This is a genomic window from Luteimonas sp. TWI596, assembly GCF_039674105.1.
Classification (GTDB): domain Bacteria; phylum Pseudomonadota; class Gammaproteobacteria; order Xanthomonadales; family Xanthomonadaceae; genus Luteimonas.
The window spans coordinates 62,674-89,542 of the sequence record NZ_JBDJMU010000016.1 but is presented as its reverse complement, the minus strand read 5'-3'; the positions used below and the strand labels follow the sequence as shown (position 1 = coordinate 89,542).

Below are 26,869 nucleotides of genomic sequence, written 5' to 3'. Positions count from 1 at the left end.
CGGCCGGCGCGGACGCGGTTCAGGCGGCAGCGGCGCCGGGTGCGCGGGCGACCACGACAAGGTGCCGGTCGGCGTCCAGGCCGGGCACCCGCAACGGGTGCACCGCCTCGAGTTGCCAGCCGGCGGGCAGTGCGGCGATCTCGTCGTCGGGCCGTTGGCCCTTCATCGCCAGCAGCCGGCCGGCGTCGGCCAGCAGGTGGCCGCCGGCGGCGAGGATGTCGGGCAGTGTGGCGAGCGCGCGTGCGGTGATCGCGGCGAATGCGCCAGGCCGGTCGACCGCCTCGATCCGGGACTCGGCCACCTCGGCGTTGCCCAGCCCGAGTTGGCGCACCGCCTCGCGCAGGAAGCGCGCCTTCTTGCCATTGGATTCGACCAGGGTCACCCGCAGCGCGGGCAGCGCGATCGCCAGCGGGATGCCGGGCAGGCCGGGACCGGTGCCCAGGTCGGCGAGCGTCGGCAGCTCGGCCGCGTAGGGCGTCATCGCCAGCGAGTCGAGCAGGTGGCGCACGACCATCTCGCGTGGCTCGCGGATCGCCGTGAGGTTGTAGGTGCGGTTCCAGCGCGCGAGCAGCGCGAGGTAGTCGAGCAGCGGCCCGGCCAGGGTCGGGTCCAGGGCGAGGGCGCGCAGGCCGGCGTCGAGTTCGGCGCGCAGCGCGGGGTCGTGGGCGGTGGTCATGGCCGGCATTGTAGAAGCCGCGGCCGCCAGGCCAGCGTCGCCAGGTAGCCGGGCAGCGGCGAGAACGCCTGGAGGCGCCAGTCGCCCGGACGGCCGAGTGCGGGATCGCAGGCCACCAACGACCAGTACCCCTCGACGGCCGCGAACGTCAGCCGGTCCAGGCCGAACGACAGCCCGTGGCCGTGGGCCTTGAGCACGGCTTCCTTCGCGCACCACAGGCGCACGAAGGCGGTTTCGGCGTCGTCAGGCGGCAGACGGGCGAGTGCGTCGGCCTCTTCGCGGGCGAAGAACCGCCGCGCCAGCGCCATCGCCTGTGGCCGCGGACGCAGCCATTCGATATCGATGCCGACATCGACGCCATCGCCGAGCGCGACCGCGAGCGCCTCCCCGCTGTGGCTCCAATTGATGTCGAATCGGGTCGGGGGGTCGCCAGACGCGTCGGTGGCGACCCGCAGCTGCGGCCGGCCGCGGGCGTCGCGGCTCAGGTCGATCCGGGCAGCGTCGATCGCCAGCTCGGTGGCCAGCCACGGGCGGAGCAGAGTTTCGGCCGATTGGCCGCGGCGGTAGTCGCGCCAGGCGCAGCGGACGGGGCCTGTACGCAGGCTGCTATATGGGCTGAACATCCGCACTTGGCATGCCGCGGGGCGTCCAGCGTAAGCTAAAACGTCGGATACGCGATGCCGCCGGGGCGCGCGGGCCAGGTCACGAGGAGCGCAGCGCGGATGTCGGCAGTCGTTTGGGAACAGGGGGGCGTGGGGGAGGCGCAGGATGCCGGGCAGCTGCCGCTGGCCCTCGGCGAGGGCGCGCGCGCGGTCGCGTTCGGCGGACAAGGCCCGGTGCCGCTGGCGACGTTCCTGGCGCACGTGCGCGGCGTGGCCGCGATGCTGCCCGACGCGCCATGCGCGCTGAACCTGTGCGAGGACCGCTACCGCTTCCTGGTCGCATTCTGCGCGGTCGCACTGCGCGGGCAGACGACGCTGCTGCCGCCTTCGCGCACGCGCGGGGCGATCGACGACGTGCGGGCACGTCATCCCGACAGCTACTGCGTCGGCGATCGCGGCGACTGCGGCTGCGAGGCCGACGGCGCCACCTCGGGCGCGATGCCGCCGCATTACCTGCGCCTGCCCGAGGTCCTGCCCCTGGCGTTCGCCGACGACATGCCCACACTCGTTGCCGATGCGGTGGTCGCGATCGGTTTCACCTCCGGCAGCACCGGCGTGCCGACCGCCAATGCCAAGACCTGGGGCAGCTTTTACGCCAGCACCACGCAGAACCTGGCGGCGCTGGCCGACCTGCACGACACCACGCTCCCCGTTGTCGCGACGGTGCCGCCGCAGCACATGTACGGCATGGAGATGTCGGTGCTGCTCCCGTTGCTGGGCGACGTGGCGGTGCATGGCGCGCGGCCGTTCTTCCCCGAGGACATCGCCGCGGCGCTGCGCGATGCGCCGGCGCCGGCGCTGCTGGTGACCACACCGGTCCACCTGCGCACGCTGGTCGACTCGGGCGTGGCGCTACCGCCGCTGGCCGCGATCGCCACTGCGACCGCGCCGCTGCCGCAGGCGCTGGCCGCGCAGGCCGAGGCGCGCTTCGGCTGCGAGGTGCGCGAACTGTTCGGCTCGACCGAGACCTGCATCTTCGCCCGCCGCCGGACCGCCTGCGAGACCGCCTGGACGCCGTTCGCCGGCGTGCGCCTGCAGCCGGTGCCCGACGGCACGCTGGTGACCGCGCCGCACCTGCCCGAGCCGCGGATGCTGGCCGACATCGTCGAGCTCGACGCGCAGGGGCGGTTCGTGTTGCGCGGGCGTCAGGCCGACATGATCGAAATCGCCGGTAAGCGCGCGTCGCTGGCCGACCTCACCCGCCGGCTGCTGGCGATCGAGGGCGTGCGCGATGGCGTGATCTGCCAGGCGACGACCGCCGATGCCTATGGGGTGCGGCGGATCGCGGCGGTCGTGGTCGCCGATCCTGGGCTCGACGACGCGACGCTGCTGGCCGCGCTGCGCGAGAGCACCGATCCGGTGTTCCTGCCGCGGCGCTTGCGCCGGGTGGATGCGCTGCCGCGCAACGAGACCGGCAAGCTGCCGCGCGCCGCGCTGGACGCTCTGCTCGGCGACGCAGTGGCCTAAGCGCGTCGTCTGTGTGCTGACGGCCGCCGGCGAGCCCGGCGGTTCCCTTTCGCAGTTGGAGGTTGGCTGGCATGGAACCGACGTCGTTCTGGTCCTGGGTGTTCTATCTGTTCGTCGGCGGCATCGCCGGCTGGCTGGCGAGCCTGCTGATGCGCAGCCGCGGTCAGGGCATCGTGCTCAATGTGGTCGTCGGCATCGTCGGCGGCTTCATCGGCGGCTGGCTGTTGCCCAGGATCGGGCTGAACGTCGGCGGCGGCTGGCTCGGCTTCCTGGTCACCGCCTTCCTCGGCGCGGTGATTTTGCTGGCGATCGTCAACCTGTTCCGCCGCTGACCCCACAACCAGGGTCAGAGTCAATTTTTAAAACCGGGGTCAGAGTGCAATTCTGCGAGGCGAAATTGCACTCTGACCCCGGTTTTGGAGCCGGGTCGGTGCGGCGCGTGTTGTCTGCGTCTTCGCGCGGCTACGGATCCAGCCGCAGCTCGACCCAGGCCGGTGCGTGATCGCTGGGCCGGTCCCAGGTGCGCGGCTCGCGGTCGATCCCGGAGGCCAGCGCGCGGTCGCGCAGGGCGTCGGAGACCAGGGTCAGGTCGATGCGCAGGCCGAGGTCGCGGCGGAACGCGGCCTGGCGGTAGTCCCACCAGCTGAAGATCCCGCCCTGCGCGTGGTGCAGCCGGAACGCGTCGTGCAGGCCCAGTGCCTGCAGCCGGCCCAGGGCCTCGCGCTCGGCGCTCGAGGTGAGGATGTGGCTGTCGTTCCAGACCTCGGGGTCGTGCACGTCGCGCGCATCGGGCGCGATGTTGAAGTCGCCCAGCACCACCAGCTGCGGATGGGCTGTCAGTTCGCGCGCGACCCAGTCGTGCACCGCCTCGAGCCAGCGCAGCTTGTAGGCGTATTTTTCGGTGCCCACGTCCTGGCCGTTGACGACATAGAGGTCGATCACGCGCACGCCGTCGATCGTCGCCGCGATCGCACGCTTCTGGTCGTCCTCGAAGCCAGGGATGCCGATCTGGACGTCGACGATCGCGCGCTCGCGCGCCAGCAGCGCGACGCCGTTGTAGGTCTTCTGGCCGGAAAACACGCTGCGGTAGCCGAGCGCGGCAAGCGCCGAGTCGGGGAACTTCGCATCCTCGAGCTTGGTTTCCTGCAACCCGACGATGTCCGGCTGCGCGTCCCGCAACCATTGCTCGAGGTGCGGCAGGCGGACATTGAGCGAATTGACGTTCCAGCTGGCGATCTTCATTCAGTGGGTCACTTGTTGATGTCTTGGAGAGGCCGGGGGCCTGGTGCGACAACGCGAGCGCGACATCCTATGCGCCAAGCACCATAAAGCATAATTATCGGGATTGGCTAATAATTTCTAAATATGCGCTGATTCCGATATTGCCAAGTTATCGCGATTGGCGCATAGTCTTGAGCCAAGGAGACCGCGATGCACGACCTGGCCCGTACCCCCAAGCAGATCGGCGCCACCATCCGCCGTCACCGCAAGCGCCTTGCCATGAGCCAGCGCGCGCTGGGTGAGCGCGTCGGCCTGCGACAGGAGACGATCTCGTTGATCGAGACCGGCAATCCGGCGACCCGGCTCGACACGGTGCTCGCCGTGCTGGCGGCACTCGATCTGGAACTGCGGATCGCCGCCCGCAGCCGTGGGGCCAACCCCCTGGACCTGGTCTGAGCATGGCCCGGGCACGCCGACATCCGCCGCTACGCGTCTACCAGAACGACCGGCTGGTCGGACATCTGCAAAAAGAGCCCAGCGGCGCGATCGAGTTCCGTTACGACCGCGCGTGGCTGGACCGCGGCAGCAAGGCCTTCCCGGTCTCGCTGTCGCTACCTTTGCGCGAGGACCCCTGGCGGGGTGAGCCGGTCGTCGCGGTGTTCGAGAACCTGTTGCCGGACTCGGACGAGCTACGAAAGCGCGTGGCCGAGAAGGTCGGTGCTGCCGGCATCGATGCCTACAGCCTGCTGGCCGAGATCGGCCGGGACTGCATCGGCGCCCTGCAGTTCATCGCCGGTGATGCGGCGCCGATCGATACGTCGCGGCTTTCGGGCGAAGCGGTCGACGAGGCGGCCATCGAACAACTGCTCAAATCGCTGGCGCAGGCCCCGTTGGGGCTGCGCCGGGATGACGACTTCCGGATCTCGGTTGCCGGCGCGCAGGAGAAGACCGCGCTGCTGCAGTTGGACGGACAATGGCTGAAGCCGCATGGCACCACGCCGACCACGCATCTGATCAAGCCGCAGATCGGCCAATTGCCCAATGGCATCGATCTGTCCAACAGCGTCGAGAACGAGTTCTACTGCCTCCGCTTGCTCGGCCACCTCGGTTTGCCGGTCGCCCATGCGGAGATCGTGACGTTCGGTCAGACCAAGGCATTGGTCGTCCAGCGTTTCGACCGCGTCTGGAGCCAAGGCCGCCTGGTTCGTCTGCCGCAGGAGGATTGTTGCCAGGCGTTGTCCGTTCCGCCGGCGCGCAAGTATCAGAGTCACGGCGGTCCTGGCTTCGTGGCAATCGCGGACCTATTGAAGGGCGCCGACGCGCCCGCCGACGATCACCGCACATTGCTCCAGGCGCAATTGATCTTCTGGCTGATGGGTGCAACCGACGGCCACGCCAAGAACTTCAGCATCTTCCTGCACCCGGGCGGCGGCTATGCGTTGACCCCGATGTACGACGTGCTCACGGCGCAGCTCAGCCTCGATGCGAGGCAGATCGAACGCAAGCAGATGAAGCTCGCCATGTCGGTCGGCCACCACAATCATTACCGCATCGACGAGATCCAAACCCGGCATTTCTTCCAGACGGGCGACGCGGCGGGACTGGCGCCCTCGCTGGTGCGCCATGCGATCGAAGACATCGCCGCCCGAGTGGATGCTGCGCTGGCGTCGCTCGAACGCGCACTGCCCGCGGACTTTCCGGCGGCGCTGCACGCGTCCGTCAGCGGAGGCGTCGGGCGCCGGATGCGTGTGCTACTGGCGGGTCTGAACAGCTAGGACACGCGTAGGGGCGTGGCACTGCCGCATCAGGCCGTGCCGTGGCGCCGTGCATCGCCCACCGCTGGTTCGCACCGTGCGGTTCAGCGGACCGTCCGAATGCCGCTCAACGCGCGCTGTCGGACGCGTGCATGCGCAGCGTTGCGGTGGTGCCACCGCCCGGCGCCGAGTCGATCTCCAGCGCCCAGCCCAGGTGTTCGCAGACCCGGGCGATCAGTTCCAGGCCGATGCCGTCGCCCACGGGGGCCGCGCTGCGCGCCATGCGCGAGTAGATCGTGCTGATCTGCTCGGGCGACATGCCGTGGCCCGGGTCGCGGATGACGACGGTCGCATCGGCATGCAGGACGATTTCGATGCGGCCGTCGTCGCTGTGTTCGATCGCGTTGCGCAGCAGGTTGCCTACCGTCGCGCGAACCACGCCGGGCGGGGCGAGGATCGTGCACGGTTGCGGCACGTGCACGACGATCTCCAGGGCCTTGTCGCGGGTGAGGTGGCGGTGGTCGTCGACGATCGCCGGCAGCAAGGCCGACAGCTCGATCGGTTGCCCGGCCTGCAGCAGGCGCGCCGGATCCTTCGCCAAGGCCAGCAGCAGTGCGATCAGGCGGTCCATGTCGTGGGCCGTGTGCCGGATGCGCCGCAGTTGGTGCGCAGTCGTGGCGGGCACGTCGGGGACATCGAGTGCCAGTTCGGCGGCCCCCGACATCACCGCCACCGGCGTGCGCAACTCGTGGCTGGCGGTACGGATGAACGCCCGCTCGCGCTCGACGAAGCGCTCGTTGCGCTGCAGGTAGTCGTTGAGCGCGGCGGCGATGACCTCCAGTTCCGAGCTGGCCTGCGGCCCGGGCACGACGCGTTGTCCGGCGCGGTCGGGCGATAGTTCGGCGATGTCGCGCGCCAGCGTCGTCAGCGGGCGCAGAGCGCGTCCCAGTCCGACGGCCGTCACTGCGCCCATCACCAACACCATGAGCACCGATGAGCCGAGGATCAACAACGTCAGCCGGTCCTCTTCGCGTTCCATCTCGGTGATGTCCAGCGTCAGCACATGGCGCACGCCATCGACATGCTCCACCAGTGCCAGCATTTCGGCGCCGTCCGCGAACTTGATCTCGTGGATCCCATCGGGCAGCCCACGTGTTTCTGGCAGCGCGTCGGCCTCGTCCACGTACAGCCGCAGGCTGTCGGAGTCGCTCCACCGATAGTCCGGGTCGCTGCTGCGTCGCTTCAGGTGCTGGGTGAACTCGGTGCGCAGCATCGAATCCCAGAGCAGGCTCTCGGCGTACTCGTTGACCAGCAGGCCGTGCAGCGACACGGCGGCGGCCAGCAGCAGCGCATAGGCCGCCAGCCAGTAGAGGATGCGGGTGCGCAGGCTGCGGGTCCGGCTCATCCGGGCACGCACGCATCCGTCGGTGCGACGAGCCGGTAGCCGTAGCGCGGGAGCGTGCGGATCAGCTTGACTGCGAATGGGCCGTCGACGCTGCGGCGCAGGTCGTAGACGTGCGAACGGAGCATGTCGCCATCGGGCGGTGCGTCCCCCCACAGCGCGTGCTCCAGGAGCCGGCGCTCGACCGCCGCGGGGCTGGCCTGCATCAGCATCTCGAGCAGTTTGCGCCCGGCCGGGTACAGGTGCAGGACCTGGCCGGCACGTGTGGCCTCCAGGGTATCCAGGTCCAGGCGCAGGTCGTGGATCTGCAGCGCACGCGGACTGCGCCGGCCGCCTGCGCGCGCGAGCACGGCATCGAGCCGGACCTCGAGCTCGGGCAGCGCGAAGGGCTTGGTCAGGTAGTCGTCGGCGCCAGCGCGAAAGCCGACGAGCTTGTCGTGCAGGTCGTCGCGCGCGGTGAGCATGATCACCGGCGTGTCGATCGCATGCTCGCGCAGCCGCTGCAGCAGCGTGCAGCCATCCAGTCGCGGCAGCATCCAGTCCAGGATGATCGCGTCGTAGCGCTGGGTCACCGCCAGATGCAGGCCGACGATGCCGTCCGGCGCGGCGTCCATCTCATGGCCGCGCGGCTCGAAATACTCGAACAGATTGCCGACGAGGTTGCGGTTGTCCTCGACCACGAGCAGTCGCATCGGTTATTCCTAAGGCAGCGAGTCCGGCATCCGCGTCCGATGATACGATCGGCGGCTGACGGGTTACGACATATTTCCGACATCTTTCCCATGCGCTTCCGACAAGTAGGTGGCGATCCTAGATCGACCGCCTCTCCCTTTGGCGGATGGAGTCGTTATGACAAGGCTGCGCGGGACGCTGACCCGGCTCCGCCCCGTGCTGGGGATCTGCGCGCTCGGCATGCTGGTGTTGAGCGTATCGCGCCTCGGCCTGGCGGGCTGGCACCACGCCAGGGTCTCCGATGTCGACGGTTGGGGGCCCGTGCTGCTGCAGGGCGTGCGCGTGGACATCGCCAGCATCTGCCTGCTGTTCGGCCCGCTCGCCGCGCTGCTGGTGCTGCTGCCCGCGCGCGTCCTTGCCTGGCGCGCGCTGCGCTGGGCGGCGATCGCTTGGCTGGTCGCAGGGGCCACGCTGCTGGCCGGTCTGGAGTTGGCGACACCGGGCTTCATGCAGGAGTACGGGCTGCGTCCCAACCGATTGTTCGTCGAGTACCTGGTGTATCCGCGCGAAGTATTGTCGATGCTGGTCGGCGGCCGCCTGATGGAATCCATCGCGGTGCTGGTGCTGACCGGCCTGGCGGCCTGGGGCAGTACCCGCCTCGCGCGCCGTTGGTGGCTGCGGGACGAAGTGCCGTCGGCCGGTCTGCCGGCACGTGCGCTGCTGGCGCTGCTGGTGCTCGTGCTCGCGGCTTTGGGGGTGCGCTCGACGCTGGGCCATCGGCCGATGAATCCGTCGATGCTGGCCTTCAGCAGCGATCCCACGGTCAACACATTGCCTCTGAACTCGTTCTACTCGCTGGGCGACGCCGTGCGCGGGTGGCTGCGCCACGAGGACAGCGCACAGGCGCTGTATGGCGACCTGCCCGATGCGGAGGTGCTCGCAGCCGTGCGCCGCGGCACCGGCCTGCCGGCGGACGCGTTCACCGATCCGGCGATTCCCACGCTCGCCGCGCGCACGCCCAGCTGGCAGGGCCGCCCGAAGAACCTCGTCATCGTGCTCGAGGAGAGCCTCGGCGCGCAGTTCATCGGCAGCCTGGGCGGGCGTCCTCTGTCGCCCCACTACGACCGGCTCAGCGGGCAGGGCTGGGCCTTCACCCGACTCTACGCCACCGGTACCCGCTCAGTGCGCGGCATCGAGGCGGTTGTCGCCGGGTTCCCGCCAACCCCGGCGCAGGCCGTGGTCAAGCGTCAACGCAGCCAGCATGGCTTCTTCACCCTGGCCGATGTGCTGCGCCGGCACGGCTACGACACCACGTTCTACTACGGCGGCGAGAGCCACTTCGACAACATGCGCGGGTTCTTCCTGGGCAATGGCTTCGGTCGGGTGATCGAGCAGCGCGACTACCGCGCGCCGACCTTCGTCGGCGCCTGGGGCGTCTCCGACGAAGACCTGTTCGCGCGCGCCGACAGCGAGTTCGCCCGTCTGCATGCCCAGGGCTCGCCATTCTTCGGCTTGGTGTTCACCTCGAGCAATCACGACCCCTTCGAGTTTCCGGAAGGACGCATCACGCCGTACTCCCAACCGGTGCACTCCCGCGACAACGCGGCCAAGTATGCCGACCATGCACTGGGCGGCTTCTTCGCGCGGGCAATGGCGAGCGACTACTGGCAGGACACGGTGTTCCTGGTGGTGGCCGACCACGACTCGCGCGTATTCGGGCGCGACCTGGTGCCGATCGACAACTTCCACATCCCCGGCCTGATCCTGGGCCAAGGCATCGCGCCGCGCCGCGACGACCGCATCGCCAGCCAGATCGACCTGGGGCCGACGCTGCTGTCGCTGATCGGGATCGGCGATGCCACACCGATGACCGGCCGCGACCTTTCCGATCCCGACATGACCCTGCCTGGACGGGCGCTGATGCAGTACGACCGCAACTTCGCCTGGCTGCAGGGCGAGGATGTGGTCGTGTTCCAGCCGGACAAGCCGCCGAGCCAGTACCACTACAAGCCCGGTGCGGGCGTGCTGCGTCCGGCCGCGCTGTCGCCGACGCTGGCCCGCGAGGCGAAAGCGCAGGCGCTATGGGGCTCGCTCGCCTACGATCGCGGCTGGTACCGGCTGCCGCCGGCGCGCTGAGCCCTCGCGCGCGCGGCCCCGGGATCGGGTCGCGATGAGCGTATCGCCGCGTCGGGGCTCTGGCGCGATGGGGCAAAGCCGCGGCCGGGCAGGCATACTCGCGCGATGAACCTGCGCCCTTATCGCACCATCGCGCCGCAGCTCGGCGCCCGCGTCTATGTCGATCCGGCCGCGACCGTGATCGGCGACGTGCACCTGGGCGACGACGTCTCGGTCTGGCCCGGCACGGTGATCCGCGGCGACGTCAACCATGTGCGCATCGGCGCGCGTACCAGCGTGCAGGACGGCACGGTGATCCACGTCAGCCACGCCGGCCCGCATGCCAAGCTCGGCGGCTTTGCGACGATCGTCGGCAGCGACGTCACCGTCGGCCACAAGGCGATCCTGCATGCCTGCACGATCGGCGATGCGGTCCTGGTGGGCATGGGGGCGATCGTGCTCGACGGCGTCGTCGTCGGCCGCCACGCGATGATCGGCGCCGGCGCGGTGGTGCCGCCGGGGCGGAAGATCGGCGAGGGCGAGCTGTGGGTCGGCAACCCGGCGCGCTGCGTGCGTCGGCTGACCGAGGCGCAGATCGAAGGGCTGCGCTACAGCGCGGCGCACTACGTCCGCCTCAAGGACGAGTATCTGGCCGCGATGGCGGCCTGAGCGGGACGACGTACGCGGCATGGCCGGCACGGAGCAGGGGCGCACGGAGGCAGCGGCAGCAGCGCGCGCGCAGGCGCCCGTGGCCCTGCTCGACACCGTGCGCGAGGTGCACACCCCCGAAGGGGTGGCGCTGCAACTGCCGGCCGCCGGCCCGGTGCCGCGTGCAGTCGCCTGGCTGATCGATCTGGGCATCCGCGGCGTCCTGCTGCTGGCCGCAGCGATCGTGCTCGGGCTGCTGGGCCGGGTCGGCTCCGGCGTCTACATGGTGACGCTGTTCATGATCTTCTGGGGCTACCCGGTGCTGTTCGAGGCCCTCGCCGGCGGCCGGACGCCTGGCAAGCGCGCGTTGTCGCTGCGCGTGGTCTCGGCCGACGGCGCGCCGATCGGCTGGATGGCCAGCTTCGTGCGCAATCTGATGCGCACCGTCGACATGCTGCCGATGGGCTACGGCGCCGGGCTGGTGGCCTGTCTGGCCGATCCCTGGAGCCGACGGCTGGGCGACATGGTGGCCGGCACGCTGGTGATCCATGCGCCGCGCGAGCGCACCCTGCCGACTGCGCTGGAACTGCAGCCGCAGGCCCCGGCCGTGCCGCTGCAGGCGCACGAGCAGATCGCGGTGATCGCGTTCGCCGAGCGCGCGCGCGCGCTCACGCCCGGGCGCCAGCAGGAGTTGGCCGACGTGGTCGTGCCGGTGACCGGTGCGCGCGGCGAGGTGGGCGTGCTGCGCCTGCTGGGCATCGCGAATTGGCTGCTGGGGCGCCGCGCATGAGGCAGGACAGCTTCGTGGCCCGGCATGCGGCCGAGTGGGACGCCTTCGAGCGCTGGCTCGATGCCCGCGCGGCCAGCCCCTGGCGCGCGCGTCGCCACCGCAGCGGCTGGGACGGCCTGAGCGATGAGGAGATCCCCTCGCGCTACCGCCGGCTGTGCCAGCAACAGGCGCTTGCGCGCCGGCGCGGCTACAGCCCGCAGCTCACCGCCCGGCTCCAGGCGCTGATGCAGCGCGGCCATGCGGTGATGTACCGACCGCCGCCGCCGCCGTGGCGGCGCGCGCTGCTGTTCCTGCTGGCCGAGTTCCCGCGCCTGGTGCGCGCCCAGCGTGGCTGCCTGTGGGCGTCGTTGGCGCTGTTCGCCTTGCCGATGGGGCTGCTGTTCGGGCTGGTGCTGCAGTGGCCGGAGCTGGCCTATACGGTGCTTTCGCCCGGGCAACTGGCGCAGATGGAATCGATGTACGACCCGGCGGGGGCGGACATGGCCTTCCAGCGCTCGGGGCAGACCGACGTGCAGATGTTCGGTTACTACATCTGGAACAACGTCAGCATCGGGTTCCGCACCTTCGCCAGCGGGCTGCTGGCGGGCGTGGGCACGATCTTCGTGCTGCTGTTCAACGGCGTGTTCTTCGGCGTCGTGGCCGGCCACTTGCAGGCGATCGGGCATGGCGGCCCGTTCTGGCGCTTCGTGGTCGGCCATTCGGCGCCCGAGCTCACCGCGATCGTGATCGCCGGTGCCGGTGGCCTGCGGCTTGGCCTGGCGCTCGTCGCGCCTGGACAGCTGCGGCGCGTCGACGCGCTGGTGCAGGCCGGGCGCGATGGCGGGAAGCTGTGCATCGGCATCCTGGTGATGCTGGTGTTCGCCGCGTTCGTCGAGGCGTTCTGGTCGTCGACCGGGACGATTCCCGACCCGGTGCGGTTCGGGGTCGGTGGCGGGCTGTGGCTGCTGGTGCTGCTGTGGCTGTGGCGCGGTGGGCGCGGGGGCGTGGATGCACGTTGAGTCCGTCCAGGTCGAGTTGCGGCCTCGCACCGCCTGGGAAGCGATGGAACTGGGCAATGCGCTGGTGCGTCGGCACGCGGCCGCGATCTGGGGGCCGTGGCTGGCGTGCGCGCTGCCGCTGTTTCTCGCGGTCAATGCCGCGGCCTGGGCCCTCGATCGGCTGTGGCTGGCGGCGCTGGCGCTGTGGTGGCTGGCGCCGCTGCTCGACCGGATCCCGTTGTTCGTGCTCTCGCGCGCGGTGTTCGGCGCCGCGCCGCGGATGCAGCAGACGCTCGCCGCGCAGCTGCGCTGGGGCTGGCGCCCGATGCTCGGCGTCCTGACCTGGCGTCGGTTCAGTCCGTGGCGGGCGGTGGCGCTGCCGGTCGCGTTGCTGGAAGGCCTGACCGGGCCGGCGCTGGCGCAGCGCCGGCGGCTGTTGGTCGACGGCGTCGGTGGGCATGCGCTGTTGCTGGCCCTCGTCGGCCTGATGTTCGTCGGCGTGCTGGTGTTGTCGCTGGTCTCGCTGGTGCTGCTGTTCGTGCCGGCCGAGCTGCTGTCGGAGTCGGCGCGCGCGATGTGGGCGCTGATCACCCAGCACCCCCCGCGCTGGGCGCAGGTGCTGGGCAACCTGGCGCTGTGGCTGGCGATCGGTCTGGTTGCGCCATTCCAGGTGGGCGCCGGGTTCGGGCTGTACCTCAACCGGCGTACGCAGCTCGAGGCCTGGGACCTGGAGATCGCGTTCCGGCGGCTGCGCGCGCGGATCGTGCCGGCGGCCTCGACCTTCGCGGTCGCGCTGTTGGCGGGCCTGCTGCTGGCCGCCGGGCCGTCGCAGGCGCAACAGGCTCCGGCCGACGACCCGCTGGCGCCGACCAAGACCTGGACGCCCGAGGACCGGGACCGCAAAACGGACGCGGCGGCGGTCTCGTTGCAGGACGTGTTCGACGACCAGCTCGCGCCGGAGGGGGACTTCGGCGAAGCGCTCGAGCGCGCCTATGCCGATCCCTTGCTCGACCACCGGCGGATCGAGCGTCGCTGGAAGCCCAAGGCGCGCGACGAGGCGGCGCGCGACCGCAGCGCGCTCGACCCCGGCGCATTCGCGGCGATTGCGCAGGCGATCGCGCTGATCGCCGAGTACGGGCTGTGGATCGTGTTCGGCCTGATCGTGCTGGCCTTGGCACTGACCGCACGCCGCTGGTGGCCGTGGATGCGCGACGGGCTCGCCGCGCCGGACGAGGCCAGCGAGATCGTCGTCGATGCGGCGCCGCCGCTGCCCGAAGCCTTGCCCGACGATCTGGTGACGACCGCACGGACGTTGTGGCGCGCGGGCCAGCGGCGGCGCGCGCTCGCGCTGCTCTACCGGGGCAGCGTCGAGGCGATGGCCGAACGGGCCGGCGTGACCCTGGTGCCGGGCGCGACCGAGGCGCAGTGCCTGCGGGCGTCGCGCCGGCTGCCCGACGTTGGCGACCGTGATGCGTTCGCCGGCATGGTGCGGGTCTGGCAGCGCGCCGCGTACGGCGGGCGGCTGCCCGACGACGCCGGCTTCGAGGCGCTGGTCGCCGAGTTGGCGCCGCGCTTCGGGTGGGCGTGCTGATGGGCTGGCCGGCGCGCATCGGTCTGGGGTTGCTGGCGGCGCTCGCGCTGGCGCTGGGCGTGGCGTGGTTTCTGCACACCCACGAGCGCGTGGACGAGGAGCGGACGCTGCCGCCGCGCGGCGAGGCGGCCTACAACCCGCTGTACGCGTTGCGCCAGGCGCTGCACGAGGCCGGGGTGCCGGCGCAGTCGCGCCAGCGCCTGCGCCTGGACACGATCGCGCTGGGGCCGCGTGACACGTTGCTGGTCTACGGCGATCCGGGGGCGATGACCCCAGCGGAGATCGAGACCGTGGTCGGCTGGGTCGACGGTGGCGGTCACCTGGTGGTGCGCACGCCGCCACCGCGGCTGCGCGACGGCGCGACCCGGCCGCGGACCTTGCTCGGCGCGTTGGGCGTACGGCTGATCGACGGCCCCGGGGTCTGCGAGCACCTGCGGATCGAAGGCCAGCCGCCACATACCGAGTTCTGCGGGGGGCGCCGCTTCGAGCTCGACGCGGCCGAGCCGTGGCTGGCCTGGGGCGACCCGGACGGCCATCTCGCCTATGCCCGCTTCGCCGTCGGCGAGGGGTGGGTGGATGTGCTTGCCGACATGGATTTTCTCGCCAATGGCGCGTTGCGCGAGGGCCCGCACTGGATGCTCGCGCGCCAGGTGCTGGTGCCGAACTGGGGCGAAGGGGCCGTGCACCTGATCTACGCGGCCAGCGTGCCGCCGCTGTGGTACCTGCTGCTGACGCGTGGCTGGATGGCCTGGGGCCCGCTGTTGCTGGCGCTGGCGGCCTGGCTGTGGATGCGCACCCAGCGGCTGGGGCCCTTGCGGCCATCGCCGCCTGCGGCGCGTCGTGCGCTGCTCGAGCACGTGCGCGCCAGCGGCGAGCACCTGGTGCGCTACGGCCGTGCGCCGCTGCTCTACGAGGCGGTTCGCGAGGCGTTCCTGGCGCGCCTGCGACGACGCGATCCGCTCGCTGCCTCGCTCGAGGGCGAGGCCCGCGACGAGGCGATCGCCGCGCGTACCGGCCTGTCCCCGCGCGAGGTCCGCCAGGCCCTGCTCGCGCCCCGTCCCGACGATGCCAAGGCGCTGCGCCAGCGCATCGCCCGCCTGATCCAGATGCGATCGAACCTCACGAGACCCCGACCATGAGCGAACTGCCCGTGTCCCCGCCCGCGCCGATCACCGGCGATGCCCTCGCCGAACGCGTCGCTGCCGTCCGCGACGAGGTCGCCAAGGCCTTCATCGGCCAACCGGAGGTGCTCGACCAGATCCTGGTCGCTCTGCTGGCCGGCGGCCACGTGCTGCTCGAAGGTGTGCCCGGCCTGGGTAAAACCTTGCTGGTGCGTGCGCTGGCGGCCGCACTGGGCTGCAACTTCGCGCGCGTGCAGTTCACCCCCGACCTGATGCCCAGCGATGTCAGCGGCCATGCGGTCTGGGACACCAAGAGCGAGACCTTCGTCGTGCGCCGCGGCCCGATCTTCACCAACCTGCTGTTGGCCGACGAGATCAACCGTGCGCCGGCCAAGACCCAGTCCGCGCTGCTGGAGGCGATGCAGGAGCAGCAGGTCACGATCGAGGGCCACAGCTTCGAGCTGCCGCCGCCGTTCATGACCCTCGCTACGCAGAACCCGGTGGAGCAGGAGGGCACTTATCCGCTGCCCGAGGCACAGCTCGACCGGTTCCTGCTCAAGGTGCTGATCGACTACCCCGAGCACGAGGACGAGGTCGCGATGGTGACCGCGATCAGCGGCGGCAAGGTCGCCGCCGATTTCGACCTTTCGCAACTGGCGACGGTACTGGCACCAGGCGAAATCGTCGCGCTGCAGCAGGGCACGGCGGCGACCGTCGTCGATGCCGCGGTCGTCGATTATGCGGTGCGCATCGCCGGCGCGACCCGGCGCTGGCCGGGCATCGCGCTGGGCGCCGGTCCCCGCGGCAGCCTGGCGCTGATCCGCGCCGGGCGCGCGCAGGCGGTATTGGCCGGGCGCGATTTCGTCACGCCCGACGACATCCGCGAGATCGCCACGCCCGCGCTGCGCCACCGCATCGCGCTTGCGCCGGAGCTGCAGATCGAAGGCCAGGATGCCGACCAGGTCCTGCAGGCGGTGCTGGCCAAGGTCGACGCGCCGCGCCGATGACGTCCGGCGTTCGCCCACGCGGAGTGCGGCCATGAGGCCGACGCCGGTCCTGATCGGGCTGCTGGTGGTCTGGGGGCTGGCCGGTGTGGCGGCCTCGCTCTGGCCGCCGGCGGTGCTGCCGTGGCAGGCGATCGGTGCGCTGGCGTTGGCGTTGTCGATCGGCGACCTGGCGATGCTGGCGCGCCGGCCCACGCCCGATGTCGTGCGCACGGTGCCCGAGGCCTGGCCGATCGGCGTCGCCCGCCCGGCGGTGCTGCAGATCGAGGGCGGCGCGCGCGCGCAGTACCTGGACGTGCACGACCTGCATCCGCCGGACTGGGAGGCGACAGGCCTGCCACGGCGGCTGCGGCTCGCGCCGGGCACGGTCGCCCGGGTCGAATACCGGTTGCGTCCGACCCGGCGCGGCGAGGCCGCATTCGACGGTGTACAGCTGCGCCTGCGCTCGCCGCTGGCGCTGTGGCGGCAGCGGCGCAGCGCCGGCGCGCGGCAACGCGTGCGGGTGTTCCCGAATTTCGCACCGCTGACCCGGCTCGCGCTGCTCAGTGCCGATCAGGCCTCGCGGCTGGTCGGTGCGCATATCAAGCGCCGGCGCGGCGAGGGCACCGATTTCCATCAGATGCGCGAGTACCGCGTCGGCGACAGCCTGCGCCAGATCGACTGGAAGGCCAGTTCGCGCGCGCGCAAGCTGATCTCGCGCGAGTACCAGGACGAGAAGAACCAGCAGTTGATCGTCGTGCTCGACACCGGGCGGCGGATGCTCGCCCAGGATGGGGCGCTGTCGCACTTCGACCATGCCCTCGATGCGGCGCTCGTGGTGTCCTATCTCGCGTTGCGCCAGGGCGATGCAGTCGGATTGCTGGCGACCGGCGGCGATGCGCGCTGGATGGCGCCGCAGCGCGGCATGGGGGCGGTCGACACGCTGCTGCGCGTGAGCTACGACCTGCAACCGCAGGCGGTGGCGACCGATTACCTCGCCGCGGCGACCGAACTGTCGCTGCGCCAGCGCCGGCGCGGTCTGCTGATGCTGGTGACCAACCTGCGCGACGAGGACATCGAGGACGTGCTGGCTGCAGTGCGCATGCTGCAGAAGCGGCACTTGGTCGTCGTCGCCTCGCTGCGCGAGCGCGCGCTCGACGAGGTACTCGATGCGCAGGTGCGCGATCACGACGACGCCGTGCGCGCTGGTGCCACCGCGCGCTATCTGGCTCAGCGCAAGGCCGCGCACGATGCGCTGCGCAACCACCGCGTGACCGTGCTCGACGTCACCGGCGAGCAGCTGCCGTCCGCGCTCGTCGAACGCTACCTGGCGGTCAAGCGCGACGGGATGCTGTGAGGCGGGCGCCAGTTCACGCGATGCGCATGCGATCGCGCTACGCTGCCCGCGCGCGCCAGGACGCCGCGCAGGGGGAGGGTCCGGCCGCGATGCCCGCCATCGGAGGAATCGCCATGCTGACCGTTTGTCCCCAAATCCCATCCGCGGTCGCTCGCCGCCCGCGTGCGCTGCGTCTTGTCGCGGCCACTGCGCTGCTCGCCCTGTTGTCGGCCTGTGCGGCCACGGTGCAGCGGCCGGCCGGCGTGCCAGAGGAACCGGTCGTGTTCGGGGGCGACGTGCGCCAGGTCGTGCTGGTGGTCGAGGGCAGCGATACCGCGCGCGCGTCGGACGACTGGTCGCGGTTCCGCGCGCTGTGGGACGAGGCGATTCGCAACGCGACGTCGGCCGCCGGGATGCAGGGCAGCGTGCGCGACAGCCAGCCGGCCACGCTCGATCCGCCTGGGGTCGTGGTGGTACTGCGGGTGGACAGCTACCGCTATGTGTCGACCGGCGCCCGCATCGGCCTGGGCGTGATGACCGGCAACGCGTATATCAAGGCCAGCGCGCAGTTCGTCAAGCAACCCGGGGGCCGGGTCGTTGCCACGCGCAGCTACGACACGACGTCGAGCGCCTGGCAGGGTGTCTTCGCGCCGATGACCCCCAAGCAGGTGCAGGCGATCGCTGACCGCATCGTGGCCGAGGTCCGCGCCGGCAGTTGATCCGCCGGTGCGGTGCCCAGTCGGGTCAGGCGTCGAGGTGGAAGTAGGGCTCGACCGCGCCCTTGAGCTTGACCGTCAGCGGCTGGCCGCGGCGGTCAAGCGCACGGCCGGCGGCGACCCGGATCCAGCCTTCGCTGACGCAGTATTCCTCGACGTCGCGGCGCTCGTTGCCGTTGAACCGGATGCCGATACCGCGGTTCATCGCGTCCGCATCGTAGTGCGGGCTGCGCGGGTCGTTGGACAGGCGGTCGGGCGGTGTATCGGTCATGGCGGTCGAAAATCGCGATCGGAAAGGGCCAAAGGATACCGCCGGCGAACGTCGGCTTCATCTGCGGTGCCGCGCTCAGGGCGCCAGGCCGCGTCCCTGGCGCCGCGCGTTGTCGATGACCGCGCGCACCAATGCGCGGTCGTGGTGACGGGAGATCGGCGTTGCCCCCAACGCGATCGCGCGATCGCGCAACGCGGCGGTGACGTCGTAATGGGCGCCGCTGGTGCGGTTCTGAAACGCGCGGCGCGGGATGCCGAGCTGCGCGGCGAAGGCGTGCAGCTCGTCGAGCGTGTCCGCCAGCAGGTGCGCCCAGCGTTCGCCGCGCCACAGGTGCACCGCATCGTCGACGTAGACGGTCATGGCAGGCCTGCACATCGGCGTCATTGCCGGTTGTTCATGATAGCGCCCGGATGCGGCCGCGCGCTTGTGCGGTCTGCATTTTTCCAGCAGCGGAATCGATCGCAACGCGCACGCGTTGCATATCGTTTCGTGCGGCGAAACCCCTCGTTTTTCCCGGCATTTGTGCGCAGTCGCGACATGCAGGATTTGGGGTCGCGCCCGCGAATCGTTAAAATGGCCGATTCGTGTCGATTAAACGAGTGATTCGAGGAGGGCAGACCCGTTGTGATGATGCGTGGTTCCAGATGGTTGTTATGTGGTGTCCTGGCAGGTGCGGTACCTGCGGTGTCGGCCGATGACGGGGCCGACCAGGGGCGCAGTCTCGATCTTGGCGGCGCGGTCCGCTTCAACTACGGATGGCTCGATTACGGGCCGACCAGCGGCCTGCAGACCGAACTGGTCCGGGTCGACGCCAAGGGCCATGCCGGCCCGGCGTTCTTCTCCCTGCAATACCGCTGGTACGACGGCTTCGATGCCGTGCATCACGCCTATGCGGGCTGGCGCCTGGAGGATGGACACGACGGCGGGGCCGTCTCCGACATTCGCGCCGGTGTCCAGCAGGTGCCGTTCGGCCTGCTGCCGACCGCCTCGCACAGTTTCTGGTTCGGCTCCGGGTATTACCTGGGCATCGAGGACGATTACGACCTGGGTGTGGTCTGGCAGCGCCAGCACGGCGCGCACCAGTGGCATGCGGGTGTGCTCTCGGGCGACGAGTACGGCACCGGCGCCAATTTCGACCGCTATTCCTTCGATGTCGCGACGACCGAGGACCTGCCTTATCGCGAGCGCGAGCGCGCGATCGTGCGCTACGAGCGCAGCGGCACGAGCGGCGGCTGGGAGACGGCCTATGGCGCGTCGGCATTCGCCGGCCGCATCGAGAATCGCGTCGACGGCCGCAAGCACGATCACACCGGTGCGGCGCTGCACGGACAGTGGCGCCGCGGTCCGTTGACGCTGCAGGCGCAGTGGGCGCGCTACCGCTACGACAACCCCGAGTCGCGGATCGCGATGTCGGCCTTCATGTTCCCGTTCGAGATCGCCTCGCAGGCCGACGTGCCGACGTTCAATGTCGCCTGGGACGTGCAGCGTACGGGCTGGTTCGACAGCATCACCTGCTACAACAATGCCAGCGCGACGCTGCCGGTGGGCGGCGATCCGGGCCTGCGCGACTCGATTCAGAACGTCACCGGCTGCAGCTTCGGCAAGGGCGTGATGCTGACCTACGTCGACTGGATCGCCGGCAAGAACATGTGGTTCGCTGGCGGCCCGGGCATCGGCGTGCGCGACCCGGCCAACGACGGCTGGCATTCCCGGCTCAACATCAACGTCGGCTTCTACTTCTGACATCTGGCCCGGACGCTTGGTCCGGGCCGATCCGTCGTACCGCCGGGTCCGCCCGGCGCTTTCACCCGGCCGCTACGGTCCGTGGCGCAGTCCTGTCACGTTCCGCCGTCGCGTCCAGCTATGAGGACTCAATATGAACGATCCCACCGTGCGCCCGGAGACCGATCCGGCCGCACCGCCGGAATACTGGCACTCGCGCATTCTCGGTCCCGTTTTTTTCCCGTCTGCACTGATCGTGCTGGGGTTGGTGGCGATGTCGTTCATCGCGCCCGAGGCATCGGAGACCATTTTCAGTCGTGCCAAGAGCTGGGTCGCCGAGGACGCCGGTTGGTTTACGATCCTCGCTGTTGCCGGTTTTCTCGTCTTCATCGTCGGTATCGCGGTCAGCCAGTTCGGCAAGCTGCGCTTGGGCCCCGACCATAGTCGCCCCGACTACAACTATGCGACCTGGTTCGCGATGCTGTTCGCTGCGGGCATGGGCATCGGCCTGATGTTCTTCGGCGTCGCCGAGCCGATCATGCATTATGCCGATCCGCCGGTTGGTGACGCGCAGACCGTCGCCGCCGCCCGTCAGGCGATGCGGATCACCTTTTTCCACTGGGGCGTGCACGCCTGGGCGATCTACGCCGTGGTCGCGCTGTCGCTGGCGTACTTCGCTTACCGACACGGTCTGCCGCTGCGGATCCGCTCGTCGCTGTATCCGATCATCGGCGAGCGCATCCACGGCCCGATCGGGCATGCCGTCGATACGTTCGCGGTCCTGGGGACGATCTTCGGCCTGGCGACCTCGCTGGGTCTGGGCGTGATCCAGATCAATTCCGGCCTGAACTATCTGTTCGATGTGAATGTGAGCACGACTGTGCAGGTGGTGCTGATCATCGTGATCACGCTGATCGCGACGGGCTCGGTGTTCAGCGGCCTCGATCGTGGCGTGCGCAGGCTGTCTGAGCTCAACATGATCCTGGCCGTCGCACTGCTCGCGTTCGTTCTGGTGATGGGGCCAACCGTCTATCTGCTGCAGGCCTTCGTGCAGAACACGGGCATGTACATCTCCAACGTGTTCTCGATGACGTTCAACCTCTATGCCTACGACCAGCGTCCGACCTGGCTCGGTGGCTGGACACTGTTCTATTGGGGCTGGTGGATCGCCTGGTCGCCCTTCGTGGGGATGTTCATCGCGCGTATCTCGCGCGGCCGCACGATCCGGGAGTTCGTCGTCGGCGTCCTGCTCGTGCCGCTGGGGTTCACCTTCCTGTGGATGACGATCTACGGCAACGCCGCGCTGTACCAGGTCATGGTCGAGGGCAGCCAGACCCTGGTCGATGCGGTCGCCGCCGACAGTTCTGTGGCGATCTTCCAGTTCCTCGAGGATTACCCGCTGTCGACGATCACCTCGGCGGTGGCGACGCTGCTGGTCGTGATTTTCTTCGTGACTTCGGCCGACTCCGGCGCGCTGGTGATCGACATGCTGTCGTCGAAGGGTGAGGAGGAGTCTCCGGTCTGGCAGCGCATCTTCTGGGCGCTGCTGGTCGGTGTGATCGCCATTGCGCTGCTGATTGCCGGTGGCCTGTCCGCGTTGCAGGCGGGCACGATCGCAAGCGCGCTGCCATTCACCATCGTCATGATCGTGATGTGCTGGGGCATGGTGAAGGCCATGCGGTTGGAGGTCGTGAAGCGCACGAGCATCCGCGACGCGCGCATTGCGCCGGTCGCGGCAGGCGGCGGCGACTGGAAGGTGCGACTGCGCGCATTGGCCCACCACCCGCTGCAGAAGGAGGTGATCTCGTTCCTGCATGCGCAGGTCAAGCCGGCGTTCGAGGACGTGGCGACGGAGCTGCGCAGGCAGGGCCTGGAGGTATCGGTGGAAGAGGGCGAGGACGGCCGCGTGTGGCTGCAGGTCGGCCATGGCGAGGAGATGGACTTCTACTACTCGGTGCGGCCGGTGTCGTACGAGCCGCCGAGCTTCATGCTCGACGACCCGCGCCGACGCAAGAAGGACTCCGATCGCTACTACCGCGCCGAGGTGCACCTGCGCGAGGGCGGGCAGGACTACGATGTGATGGGTTGGCGTCGCGACGAGCTGATCCATGACGTGCTCGACCAGTACCAGCGTCACATCCACTTCCTCAACGTGGTGCGCTAGCACTCCGCAGGAACGCAACGCAGAAGGCCGCGCAGATGCGCGGCCTTCTGCTGTCTGGGCTCAGGCCGGTCGGGGGCCGGCCATTGTGCTCAGCGCTGCACGAGCGCCGGGCGCAGCTCGCGTCGCAGCCAGTCGTCGACGAGTTGCTTTTCGTAGCGCAAGGCGTCGCTGCTCATGGTGCTGCCGGCGCGCTGCAAGAAACCCATGTCGCGCAACTCGCGTGGCCCTTCGGCGACGATCGTGCCCGATGCGTCGCGCAGCACGAAGTCCAGATCGATCCGCGGCGGGTAGTGATCCTTGACGATGCGCACATGGTCGAGCTGCGGACCGTGCCAGGGTTCGTACATGCCGGCGCGGCGGATGTCGTGGATCGTGACCTCCAGCGTGCTGCCCGGAGGTAACTCACGCTCGGCGCGGCGGCGGATGTGCTCGGCGATCTGCACGACCCAGTTGCCGCGGCGCGCCTCCCAGCGATTGCCGCTCTGGCGGATATCGGAGAATGCATCCGGATCGGTCCATTGCACCGACACCGGGCTGTCCCCGGGCAGCGACCTCGGGATCTGGGGGTCGGTCACGTCGCTGCGTGCCAGCACCGGCGCGGCGATCGCGGTCAGGGCGGCGGCAAGCAGCAGGGGCAGGGAACGGCGGTTCATGGCGGTGACTCCCTCGCGTGCGGGGTCCGCACGGCGCATCGGACTGGAATCGGAGCATGCGCCGGGCGGGCTTAACCCGCAATCAAGGTGCCGGGCTCAGTCGAGCAAGAAGGCGTGCGACCGCGCCTGCGGGCGCTGCAGCACCGGTCGCGCGGGGGCCAGGCAGGCGAGCGTCAGGCCAAAGAGCGTGCCGTTCCGCGCGAGGGCGTGCGCTATCACCGGCAAGCCGAGCATCCGCATCCGGACGTCCTCCTCACTGCGTTGGGTCTTGAGCGGGTCGAGCCGCCATGGCCGGCGGCACGTGGCATCGGTTCATCCGCGGGCGCGGCGCTCGCGGCACGGCCGGCACGAAGAAAGGCCGCCCTCGCGGGCGGCCTCACCTGACGTCGCGGCCGTGGCCGCTCAGCCCTTCACGCACACCACCTGACGCAGGGTGTGCACGATCTCCACCAGATCCGTCTGCGCCGCCATGACCGCTTCGATGTCCTTGTAGGCGGCCGGACTTTCGTCGATGACCGCCGCTTCCTTGCGGCATTCGACGTGCGCGGTCGCCTCGCGGTGCTGCGCCAGCGTGATCTGCTGCCGGGCGGCCGTGCGGCTCATCACACGTCCGGCGCCGTGGCTGCAGCTGTGGAAGCTGTCGCCGTTGCCCAGCCCACGCACGATGAAGCTCTTCGCGCCCATGCTGCCCGGGATGATCCCGAGTTCGCCGGTCCGCGCGCTCACCGCGCCCTTGCGGGTCACGTACACCGCTTGCCCGGCGTGCGATTCCTTCTGCACGTAGTTGTGGTGGCAGTTCACCGCCAGCGTCTCGAGCTGGAACTTCGGCAGCCGGTGGCGCAGCTCGGCCAGGACCCGCGCCATCATCGCCTCGCGGTTTTCGCGGGCGTAGTCCTGCGCCCACGACACCGCCTCCACGTAGTCCTCGAACAGCGGCTCGCCCTCCATGAAAAACGCGAGGTCGCGGTCGGGCAGATGGAAGCCCAGCACGCGGTGCTCGAGCTTCTTGCGCGCCTGCTCGATGAAGTAGGTGCCGATCAGGTTGCCGGTCCCGCGCGAGCCCGAATGCAGCATGACCCATACGGCATCGGATTCGTCGAGGCACAGCTCGATGAAGTGATTGCCGCCGCCGAGCGTGCCGATCTGGCAGTCCAGCTTGTCGGTACGGATCCGTCGGTGCTTCTGCTTGATCACGTCCAGGCGCTCAATCAATCCGGATTGCGCGATGCGCGTGCCAATGCTGTCGGGCAGCTTCCGGTGTTCGCCGCCGCGGCCGTTGCCGACCGGCACCGCGCGCTCGATGCCCGAGCGGATCTGGGCCAGGCTGTCGGGCAGGTCTTTCGCGCGCAGCGTGGTGCGCACCGCGGCCATGCCGCAGCCGATGTCCACGCCGACCGCGGCCGGAATGATCGCGCCGCGCGTGGGGATCACCGAACCCACGGTCGCACCCTTGCCCAGGTGCACGTCCGGCATCACCGCCACCCATGGCCCGACGAACGGGATCGCGGCGATGTTGCACAGCTGCGCGTGGGCCTGGTCATCCAGCGGCACGCCGCGCACCCAGCCTTTGATCGGCGTGGCGCTGCCTTCGGCATGCAGGAGTTCGAATTGCGATTGGGAACTCATATCTCTTTCCTTCGATGGTCCCGCGCGCTGCATCCGTGCACCGCGCGGGGGAATGACTACTTCATCGTCACCAACTGCTTCAGCACGCCGTCCAGGCCGCCGAACACGGTGAGCGTGTCGATCTTCTCGGTCACCTTCTCCAGCGCCTCCAGTTCCTTGAGGCGCATCAGTACCGGGGAGTCCTCGATCAGCTTCGCGGTGTTGAGCAGCGAACGCGTGGCGTTGGCTTCCTCGCGCCTGCGGATCACGTTGGCCTGGGCCGCCTTCTCCGCCTGCACCACCTCGTTGAGGATCGTCTTCATCTCCCCCGGCAGGATCACGTCCTTGACGCCGACGCCCAGCACCTCGACGCCCAGACCGGCTACCTGGCCGCGCACGTACGCGAAGATGTCCGCGTCCAGCGAGGCCTTGTCGCCCAGCAGTTCGTCGAGGGTGCGCGCGGCGACGACCTTGCGCAGGCCGTACTGCAGCTCGCGGTACAGGTGATCGCCGGACTTCGCGACCTTGGTACGCGCGGCGACCGGGTCGGTCACGCGTACGCTGGCCGCGAGGTTCACGCGCAGCGACACGCGGTCGCGGGTCAGCAACTCCTGGCCCGACACCTCGACCGGCTGCACGCGCAGGTCGACGACTTCGGCGACCACGTTCTTGTGGAAGTTCCAGAACGCGTAGGCGCCGGGACCGAGCGTTCCCAGCAGCGAGCCGTCGATGAAGACCAGGCCGGCCGCTTCCGCCGGCACGTCGACGACCACGGCGACCTTCGACAGCAGGCCGAGCTGACGCAGGCGCCGCAGCACGTCCGGGCGCACGGCGAGGCTGTCGGCGAACGATACGCGCTCGACGGCGATATCGACCAGTCCGCGCCAGTACAGCCTGCGCGCGCCGGGCGCCAGCACGTCCTCGAGCTTGCCGTGCCGGAACACGAGGCCGACTTCGTCGGCACCAATGTCGGCGTGCACGAACACCGCGTCCAGCTGTCCGCCGAGGCGCGCGATCAGTGCGTCGGCATCGTGGCCAGCATAGACCGGCGCGGAAATGTCGTAGGTGCGCACCTCGACCCGGTGGAACGGGTCGAACATGCGATGCACGCCGGGCGCGAGGACGCGCTCGAACTGACGGTTGCGATACACCAGGCCGCGCTCGCCGTCACCGATCACGACCCGCCTGGTCCGGAACATGCTGTGGACATGCACGGCACTCTCTCCTTGGTTGTTGGCACTGGTGGTCCGATCCGGATGTCGATGCCGCCGCGATGGATCGGTTAGCGCGGCGGCAGTACGTCGCATCGCGGTGGTGTGCGATGCGGTGCGGGCGGACCCGCGAGGAAGATGGACGCGGCCCTGGCATCGCCGTCGCGGAGCGTGGCGTGCGCGCGGCGCGGAGACGGCGCCCGGGCATGGACGTCGCGATGGATCGCGGCGGTGCGCAGGCGGTCCGCGCGCCTCGGGGACGCTGGCCCGGTGACGGATCCGCTGCGACGGTTCGCGGCATCGACAGGCCGGGGCCTGTCGCGCGCGACACGCCGCGCGGGCCGTGTCCTGGTGTGGAACTTGCGTTCCGGTGTCATGACGTGACAGGTCATGCTTGGAGCGGGAGTCGAACCCGCGACAGTCGGATTAACAGTCCGATGCTCTACCCATCTGAGCTATCCAAAGGTGGACGAACCGGACTCGAACCGGTGGCCGGAGGTGGTTCCGCTGCTCTGCCTCTGAGCTATCGTCCGCTCATCGCACCATCGCCTCGCACGCGCCGGCATACGCCACGGCAGTGCCGCGCGCACCGGACGGGATCGCAACCCGCACCGCAAGCCCGTGTTCGTCGATGGTCCGATCGGCACCTTCCAGCGCCGATCCATTCTGCAGGCTGCACCCGCCCGTCGCCCGTGCCCGGCATCAGGGCACAGCGTTGCCGCCACGAAATGGCGAACGCCTCGCGACATAATCGCCCGATAATCAGGAAACCGGTTTTCCCGGATGCCTCGGGTCGAATGCGAAACCTGCGAATCTATTGCATACGCGTACTCGAACGCACAAACAAAACGCCCCCGGATGTGGCATCCGAGGGCGTTCGCGTGCCTCGGAGATCGGGGTGCCGATCTCCTTGGAATCGAGGAGATCAGTCGAAGATGTGGCCGGACAGCTCGCGCCGCGCTGCCTGCTGCGCGCATGGCGCCGCTTCGCGCTGGACGCGCGGCAGGCGAGGCATGTCGACAGGGGAGAAGGCGGTTTTCATGGCGTCGCGAATGTCGTGGAAACGTCGGGTGGGCCGGATGGGCGCGAACATTACATGGACTTAATCATCC

At 69.7% G+C, this 26,869-nt stretch carries 27 protein-coding genes and 2 tRNA genes; 15 read left to right on the top strand and 14 right to left on the bottom strand.

Going from position 1 to position 26,869, the window contains the following annotated elements; genetic code table 11:
• Positions 1-19: 19 nt before the first annotated feature.
• Both rsmG and ABE487_RS13100 read right to left on the bottom strand, forming a co-directional pair.
• Positions 20-676, bottom strand: coding sequence for a 16S rRNA (guanine(527)-N(7))-methyltransferase RsmG (gene rsmG, locus ABE487_RS13105; protein WP_346445126.1), 657 nt, complete (start codon positions 674-676; stop codon positions 20-22).
• Positions 673-1,299, bottom strand: coding sequence for a 4'-phosphopantetheinyl transferase superfamily protein (locus ABE487_RS13100; protein ID WP_346445127.1), 627 nt, complete (start codon positions 1,297-1,299; stop codon positions 673-675). The genes rsmG and ABE487_RS13100 overlap by 4 nt, the downstream gene beginning before the upstream one ends.
• Before the next feature lie 99 nt (positions 1,300-1,398).
• On the opposite strand from ABE487_RS13100, the gene ABE487_RS13095 reads away from it, so the two are divergent.
• Positions 1,399-2,805, top strand: a complete 1,407-nt coding sequence (locus tag ABE487_RS13095) for an AMP-binding protein (RefSeq protein WP_346451962.1) — start codon at positions 1,399-1,401, stop codon at positions 2,803-2,805.
• Between the two features lie 71 nt (positions 2,806-2,876).
• Positions 2,877-3,137 (top strand): GlsB/YeaQ/YmgE family stress response membrane protein, encoded by a 261-nt coding sequence (locus tag ABE487_RS13090; RefSeq protein ID WP_337244653.1) that lies wholly within the window; start codon positions 2,877-2,879, stop codon positions 3,135-3,137.
• Positions 3,138-3,267: 130 nt separating this feature from the next.
• On the opposite strand, the gene xth is transcribed toward ABE487_RS13090, so the two are convergent.
• The gene (xth, locus tag ABE487_RS13085) at positions 3,268-4,047 is read right to left on the bottom strand and encodes an exodeoxyribonuclease III (protein ID WP_346451961.1); all 780 of its coding nucleotides are present in this window, start codon (positions 4,045-4,047) and stop codon (positions 3,268-3,270) included.
• 189 nt (positions 4,048-4,236) lie between these two features.
• Here xth and ABE487_RS13080 point away from each other — a divergent pair, with 189 nt between their 5' ends.
• Both ABE487_RS13080 and ABE487_RS13075 read left to right on the top strand, forming a co-directional pair.
• Entirely contained in the window at positions 4,237-4,482 is a 246-nt protein-coding gene (locus ABE487_RS13080) for a helix-turn-helix domain-containing protein (RefSeq protein WP_346445131.1), read from the top strand.
• 2 nt (positions 4,483-4,484) lie between these two features.
• The gene (locus tag ABE487_RS13075) at positions 4,485-5,801 is read left to right on the top strand and encodes a type II toxin-antitoxin system HipA family toxin (RefSeq protein WP_346451960.1); all 1,317 of its coding nucleotides are present in this window, start codon (positions 4,485-4,487) and stop codon (positions 5,799-5,801) included.
• A 106-nt stretch (positions 5,802-5,907) separates the two neighbouring features.
• On the opposite strand, the gene ABE487_RS13070 is transcribed toward ABE487_RS13075, so the two are convergent.
• Positions 5,908-7,185, bottom strand: coding sequence for a HAMP domain-containing sensor histidine kinase (locus ABE487_RS13070; protein WP_346445133.1), 1,278 nt, complete (start codon positions 7,183-7,185; stop codon positions 5,908-5,910).
• Positions 7,182-7,874 (bottom strand): response regulator transcription factor, encoded by a 693-nt coding sequence (locus ABE487_RS13065; protein WP_346449061.1) that lies wholly within the window; start codon positions 7,872-7,874, stop codon positions 7,182-7,184. Before ABE487_RS13065 ends, ABE487_RS13070 begins: the two co-directional genes overlap by 4 nt.
• Positions 7,875-8,031: 157 nt before the next feature.
• Here ABE487_RS13065 and ABE487_RS13060 point away from each other — a divergent pair, with 157 nt between their 5' ends.
• The 9 genes from ABE487_RS13060 to ABE487_RS13020 all read left to right on the top strand — a co-directional run bounded on the left by ABE487_RS13060 (position 8,032) and on the right by ABE487_RS13020 (position 18,134).
• On the top strand, positions 8,032-9,990 hold the full coding sequence (locus ABE487_RS13060) for an LTA synthase family protein (RefSeq protein ID WP_346451959.1): 1,959 nt from the start codon (positions 8,032-8,034) through the stop codon (positions 9,988-9,990).
• Between the two features lie 105 nt (positions 9,991-10,095).
• Complete coding sequence (locus ABE487_RS13055; protein ID WP_346451958.1) at positions 10,096-10,638, top strand: gamma carbonic anhydrase family protein; 543 nt, start codon at positions 10,096-10,098, stop codon at positions 10,636-10,638.
• An 85-nt stretch (positions 10,639-10,723) separates the two neighbouring features.
• Entirely contained in the window at positions 10,724-11,407 is a 684-nt protein-coding gene (locus ABE487_RS13050; protein ID WP_346451969.1) for an RDD family protein, read from the top strand.
• Positions 11,404-12,405 carry a stage II sporulation protein M gene (locus tag ABE487_RS13045; protein WP_346445138.1) on the top strand — a complete coding sequence of 334 codons (1,002 nt, stop codon included), beginning with the start codon at positions 11,404-11,406 and terminating at the stop codon, positions 12,403-12,405. The genes ABE487_RS13050 and ABE487_RS13045 overlap by 4 nt, the downstream gene beginning before the upstream one ends.
• On the top strand, positions 12,395-13,975 hold the full coding sequence (locus tag ABE487_RS13040; protein ID WP_346445139.1) for a DUF4129 domain-containing protein: 1,581 nt from the start codon (positions 12,395-12,397) through the stop codon (positions 13,973-13,975). Before ABE487_RS13045 ends, ABE487_RS13040 begins: the two co-directional genes overlap by 11 nt.
• The gene (locus tag ABE487_RS13035) at positions 13,975-15,114 is read left to right on the top strand and encodes a DUF4350 domain-containing protein (protein ID WP_346445140.1); all 1,140 of its coding nucleotides are present in this window, start codon (positions 13,975-13,977) and stop codon (positions 15,112-15,114) included. The genes ABE487_RS13040 and ABE487_RS13035 overlap by 1 nt, the downstream gene beginning before the upstream one ends.
• The gene (locus ABE487_RS13030) at positions 15,111-16,103 is read left to right on the top strand and encodes a MoxR family ATPase (protein ID WP_346451957.1); all 993 of its coding nucleotides are present in this window, start codon (positions 15,111-15,113) and stop codon (positions 16,101-16,103) included. Before ABE487_RS13035 ends, ABE487_RS13030 begins: the two co-directional genes overlap by 4 nt.
• A gap of 31 nt (positions 16,104-16,134) precedes the next feature.
• Positions 16,135-17,436 (top strand): DUF58 domain-containing protein, encoded by a 1,302-nt coding sequence (locus tag ABE487_RS13025; RefSeq protein WP_346451956.1) that lies wholly within the window; start codon positions 16,135-16,137, stop codon positions 17,434-17,436.
• Positions 17,437-17,549: 113 nt separating this feature from the next.
• Entirely contained in the window at positions 17,550-18,134 is a 585-nt protein-coding gene (locus ABE487_RS13020) for a hypothetical protein (RefSeq protein WP_346451955.1), read from the top strand.
• A gap of 25 nt (positions 18,135-18,159) precedes the next feature.
• Here the strand turns inward: ABE487_RS13020 and ABE487_RS13015 are convergent, their stop codons facing one another.
• Together ABE487_RS13015 and ABE487_RS13010 are read right to left on the bottom strand one after the other, a co-directional pair.
• Positions 18,160-18,402: a DUF3297 family protein gene (locus ABE487_RS13015; RefSeq protein ID WP_346451954.1), complete on the bottom strand. Its 243-nt coding sequence runs from the start codon at positions 18,400-18,402 to the stop codon at positions 18,160-18,162.
• A 75-nt stretch (positions 18,403-18,477) separates the two neighbouring features.
• Positions 18,478-18,762, bottom strand: coding sequence for a DUF4031 domain-containing protein (locus ABE487_RS13010; RefSeq protein WP_346445144.1), 285 nt, complete (start codon positions 18,760-18,762; stop codon positions 18,478-18,480).
• 324 nt (positions 18,763-19,086) lie between these two features.
• Between ABE487_RS13010 and ABE487_RS13005 the strand changes: the two genes are divergently transcribed.
• Entirely contained in the window at positions 19,087-20,145 is a 1,059-nt protein-coding gene (locus ABE487_RS13005) for a hypothetical protein (protein ID WP_346451953.1), read from the top strand.
• A 133-nt stretch (positions 20,146-20,278) separates the two neighbouring features.
• Entirely contained in the window at positions 20,279-22,288 is a 2,010-nt protein-coding gene (betT, locus tag ABE487_RS13000) for a choline BCCT transporter BetT (RefSeq protein ID WP_346451952.1), read from the top strand.
• A gap of 89 nt (positions 22,289-22,377) precedes the next feature.
• Here the strand turns inward: betT and ABE487_RS12995 are convergent, their stop codons facing one another.
• The 7 genes from ABE487_RS12995 to ABE487_RS12965 all read right to left on the bottom strand — a co-directional run bounded on the left by ABE487_RS12995 (position 22,378) and on the right by ABE487_RS12965 (position 26,850).
• Positions 22,378-22,941, bottom strand: a complete 564-nt coding sequence (locus tag ABE487_RS12995; RefSeq protein ID WP_346445147.1) for a DUF3016 domain-containing protein — start codon at positions 22,939-22,941, stop codon at positions 22,378-22,380.
• Positions 22,942-23,037: 96 nt separating this feature from the next.
• Positions 23,038-23,181, bottom strand: a complete 144-nt coding sequence (locus ABE487_RS12990; protein ID WP_346445148.1) for a hypothetical protein — start codon at positions 23,179-23,181, stop codon at positions 23,038-23,040.
• A 162-nt stretch (positions 23,182-23,343) separates the two neighbouring features.
• Positions 23,344-24,567, bottom strand: a complete 1,224-nt coding sequence (locus ABE487_RS12985; RefSeq protein WP_346451951.1) for an RtcB family protein — start codon at positions 24,565-24,567, stop codon at positions 23,344-23,346.
• A 56-nt stretch (positions 24,568-24,623) separates the two neighbouring features.
• Positions 24,624-25,745: a slipin family protein gene (locus ABE487_RS12980; RefSeq protein ID WP_346445168.1), complete on the bottom strand. Its 1,122-nt coding sequence runs from the start codon at positions 25,743-25,745 to the stop codon at positions 24,624-24,626.
• A 403-nt stretch (positions 25,746-26,148) separates the two neighbouring features.
• Positions 26,149-26,220, bottom strand: a tRNA-Asn gene (locus ABE487_RS12975).
• A 2-nt stretch (positions 26,221-26,222) separates the two neighbouring features.
• Positions 26,223-26,290: transfer RNA gene (locus tag ABE487_RS12970), tRNA-OTHER, on the bottom strand.
• A gap of 392 nt (positions 26,291-26,682) precedes the next feature.
• Positions 26,683-26,850 carry a hypothetical protein gene (locus tag ABE487_RS12965; RefSeq protein WP_346451950.1) on the bottom strand — a complete coding sequence of 56 codons (168 nt, stop codon included), beginning with the start codon at positions 26,848-26,850 and terminating at the stop codon, positions 26,683-26,685.
• Positions 26,851-26,869 lie beyond the last annotated feature (19 nt).

Bases quoted from the DNA above. Each gene is read 5' to 3' on its own strand.
- rsmG (WP_346445126.1), bottom strand. From the start codon at position 676: ATGACCACCGCCCACGACCCCGCGCTGCGCGCCGAACTCGACGCCGGC.
- ABE487_RS13100 (WP_346445127.1), bottom strand. From the start codon at position 1,299: ATGTTCAGCCCATATAGCAGCCTGCGTACAGGCCCCGTCCGCTGCGCC.
- ABE487_RS13095 (WP_346451962.1), top strand. From the start codon at position 1,399: ATGTCGGCAGTCGTTTGGGAACAGGGGGGCGTGGGGGAGGCGCAGGAT.
- ABE487_RS13090 (WP_337244653.1), top strand. From the start codon at position 2,877: ATGGAACCGACGTCGTTCTGGTCCTGGGTGTTCTATCTGTTCGTCGGC.
- xth (WP_346451961.1), bottom strand. From the start codon at position 4,047: ATGAAGATCGCCAGCTGGAACGTCAATTCGCTCAATGTCCGCCTGCCG.
- ABE487_RS13080 (WP_346445131.1), top strand. From the start codon at position 4,237: ATGCACGACCTGGCCCGTACCCCCAAGCAGATCGGCGCCACCATCCGC.
- ABE487_RS13075 (WP_346451960.1), top strand. From the start codon at position 4,485: ATGGCCCGGGCACGCCGACATCCGCCGCTACGCGTCTACCAGAACGAC.
- ABE487_RS13070 (WP_346445133.1), bottom strand. From the start codon at position 7,185: ATGAGCCGGACCCGCAGCCTGCGCACCCGCATCCTCTACTGGCTGGCG.
- ABE487_RS13065 (WP_346449061.1), bottom strand. From the start codon at position 7,874: ATGCGACTGCTCGTGGTCGAGGACAACCGCAACCTCGTCGGCAATCTG.
- ABE487_RS13060 (WP_346451959.1), top strand. From the start codon at position 8,032: ATGACAAGGCTGCGCGGGACGCTGACCCGGCTCCGCCCCGTGCTGGGG.
- ABE487_RS13055 (WP_346451958.1), top strand. From the start codon at position 10,096: ATGAACCTGCGCCCTTATCGCACCATCGCGCCGCAGCTCGGCGCCCGC.
- ABE487_RS13045 (WP_346445138.1), top strand. From the start codon at position 11,404: ATGAGGCAGGACAGCTTCGTGGCCCGGCATGCGGCCGAGTGGGACGCC.
- ABE487_RS13040 (WP_346445139.1), top strand. From the start codon at position 12,395: ATGCACGTTGAGTCCGTCCAGGTCGAGTTGCGGCCTCGCACCGCCTGG.
- ABE487_RS13035 (WP_346445140.1), top strand. From the start codon at position 13,975: ATGGGCTGGCCGGCGCGCATCGGTCTGGGGTTGCTGGCGGCGCTCGCG.
- ABE487_RS13030 (WP_346451957.1), top strand. From the start codon at position 15,111: ATGAGCGAACTGCCCGTGTCCCCGCCCGCGCCGATCACCGGCGATGCC.
- ABE487_RS13025 (WP_346451956.1), top strand. From the start codon at position 16,135: ATGAGGCCGACGCCGGTCCTGATCGGGCTGCTGGTGGTCTGGGGGCTG.
- ABE487_RS13020 (WP_346451955.1), top strand. From the start codon at position 17,550: ATGCTGACCGTTTGTCCCCAAATCCCATCCGCGGTCGCTCGCCGCCCG.
- ABE487_RS13015 (WP_346451954.1), bottom strand. From the start codon at position 18,402: ATGACCGATACACCGCCCGACCGCCTGTCCAACGACCCGCGCAGCCCG.
- ABE487_RS13010 (WP_346445144.1), bottom strand. From the start codon at position 18,762: ATGACCGTCTACGTCGACGATGCGGTGCACCTGTGGCGCGGCGAACGC.
- betT (WP_346451952.1), top strand. From the start codon at position 20,279: ATGAACGATCCCACCGTGCGCCCGGAGACCGATCCGGCCGCACCGCCG.
- ABE487_RS12995 (WP_346445147.1), bottom strand. From the start codon at position 22,941: ATGAACCGCCGTTCCCTGCCCCTGCTGCTTGCCGCCGCCCTGACCGCG.
- ABE487_RS12990 (WP_346445148.1), bottom strand. From the start codon at position 23,181: ATGCGGATGCTCGGCTTGCCGGTGATAGCGCACGCCCTCGCGCGGAAC.
- ABE487_RS12985 (WP_346451951.1), bottom strand. From the start codon at position 24,567: ATGAGTTCCCAATCGCAATTCGAACTCCTGCATGCCGAAGGCAGCGCC.
- ABE487_RS12980 (WP_346445168.1), bottom strand. From the start codon at position 25,745: ATGTTCCGGACCAGGCGGGTCGTGATCGGTGACGGCGAGCGCGGCCTG.
- ABE487_RS12965 (WP_346451950.1), bottom strand. From the start codon at position 26,850: ATGTTCGCGCCCATCCGGCCCACCCGACGTTTCCACGACATTCGCGAC.